2 protein-coding genes are annotated in these 1,693 nt (G+C 58.7%); one reads left to right on the plus strand and one right to left on the minus strand.

Going from position 1 to position 1,693, the window contains the following annotated elements; genetic code table 11:
- Window positions 1–923 (minus strand): radical SAM protein (locus tag B6V73_RS20305; protein ID WP_088726315.1); only part of this gene is annotated, 923 nt, incomplete at its 3' end.
- A gap of 250 nt (window positions 924–1,173) precedes the next feature.
- Between B6V73_RS20305 and B6V73_RS20310 the strand changes: the two genes are divergently transcribed.
- A partial coding sequence (locus B6V73_RS20310) for a cytochrome c oxidase subunit 3 (protein ID WP_088726314.1) occupies window positions 1,174–1,693 on the plus strand: 520 nt, incomplete at its 3' end.

Below are 1,693 nucleotides of genomic sequence, written 5' to 3' on the forward strand. Positions count from 1 at the left end.
TTGCGACGCAGCCGTCCGGCTTCGAGCGCCGCCGTCAGAGTGTCGCCGGGGCGCGCGAAATGGTCGATGCCGATAGCAGTGAGGCCAGCCGCGACAAACAGTTCTCCGGCGCGCGTGGCGAGGTGGTAGCGCGCCAGATCGTCCGGCAGCGCGTCTTCGTCGATCAGCTTTTGCCGTTTTGAAACCCAAGGCACATGCGCGTAACCAAAGAGCGCAACGCGGTCCGGCGTAAAGGTGAGAACCTTTTCGATCGTATCTTCGATGCGTGCGAGGCTCTGGTGCGGGAGGCCATAGACCAGATCGGTGTTGAGAGAGGAGATGCCGGCTGCACGCAAGTCTTCGACGCACGCGCGTGTAGTTTCGAACGGTTGCAGGCGACCGATGGCTTTTTGGACTTCGGGATCGAAATCCTGAATGCCGATCGACGCGCGGTTCATGCCTTCGGAGGCGAGAGCTTCGATCTTCGCGCGATCGACCATGGTCGGGTCAATCTCCACCGAGAACTCAAATTCCTGAGCTGGTGGAAACACACGGCGTATCGATTCCGAGAGACGATGTATCAATTCCGGCGGCAGGATGGTAGGCGTTCCGCCACCCCAGTGAAGGCGGCCCATTTTCAGGCCGTTCGGTATGATGGCGCGCACCATTTCGAGCTCTGCCTCGAGCGCCTCGATATAGCTTTCCACCGGGCCAAGGGTTTTCGTGCCTTGTGTGTGACAGGCGCAGAACCAGCATAGCCGCTCGCAAAACGGGATGTGCATGTAGACCGACACAGGCTCGCTCGGGTCCAACCGTTCAAGCGCATGGCGTTGAAAGGACGCGCCTGTGTCGGGCGTAAAGGCCGCCGCAGTCGGGTAGGACGTGTAACGCGGCACGCGCGCATCGAAGAGGCCAAGGGCCCGAAGTGTTTCTGTGTGTTCCATGCCCTCTTATCAGACAGACAGAACCGGGCTTCTTTGCTGTGGCTCAAACTAAATGTGCGACCATGCGGCCGGTGGCCGCACATGTCCCCTCGTTCCACCGTGAAAGTGACAGAAGGGCATCAAGTCATCTTGTGTGTGGCAATTGGCATTTACAATGCGCATTCAAATGGTGCAGGGAGAGATCATGGCGACGAAGGTTGAAGCCAATTGAGTCGTGACGGGCCGAAGGCTCTTGCAAAGGTCTTGCTGAATGACGGATCAAACCCAAACTGCATTGGACGATTTGCCCGGCGATCTTTTGATGTGGGTTCTCATTATCAGCGAATTGCTGGTTTTCGGGGCGGGGCTGATCGTTTTCTTGTCCGTTCGGATCACTGATCCGACGGGCTTTGCCGAGGCGCAGAATGCGCTGGACCGGACTGCCGCTGCGACCAACACGATTATCTTGCTGACGAGCGGCTTTTTCGCCGCCCTGGCGTTGAATCTGAGGCAATCGCGCAAGCGTGGCGGCGCACGCGTTTCTCTTATGTGTGCCGCTTTGCTCGGCGCGGCATTTCTCTGGATCAAGGGCGCCGAATTCGCGTCCAAGGCCGCGCAAGGCATTGTCTGGGACACGCATCCTTTCTTCAATTTCTACTTCCTGCTGACCGGATTTCACGCCGCGCATGTCGCAGCCGGCGTCATCCTGTTGCTGCTGGTGGCGTGGCGCGATCATGTGGGAAATATCGAGGATGCGACCGCGTTCTGGCACATGGTCGATCTGATCTGGG

Source organism: Thioclava sp. JM3, assembly GCF_002213185.1.
Classification (GTDB): Bacteria; Pseudomonadota; Alphaproteobacteria; order Rhodobacterales; family Rhodobacteraceae; genus Thioclava; species Thioclava nitratireducens.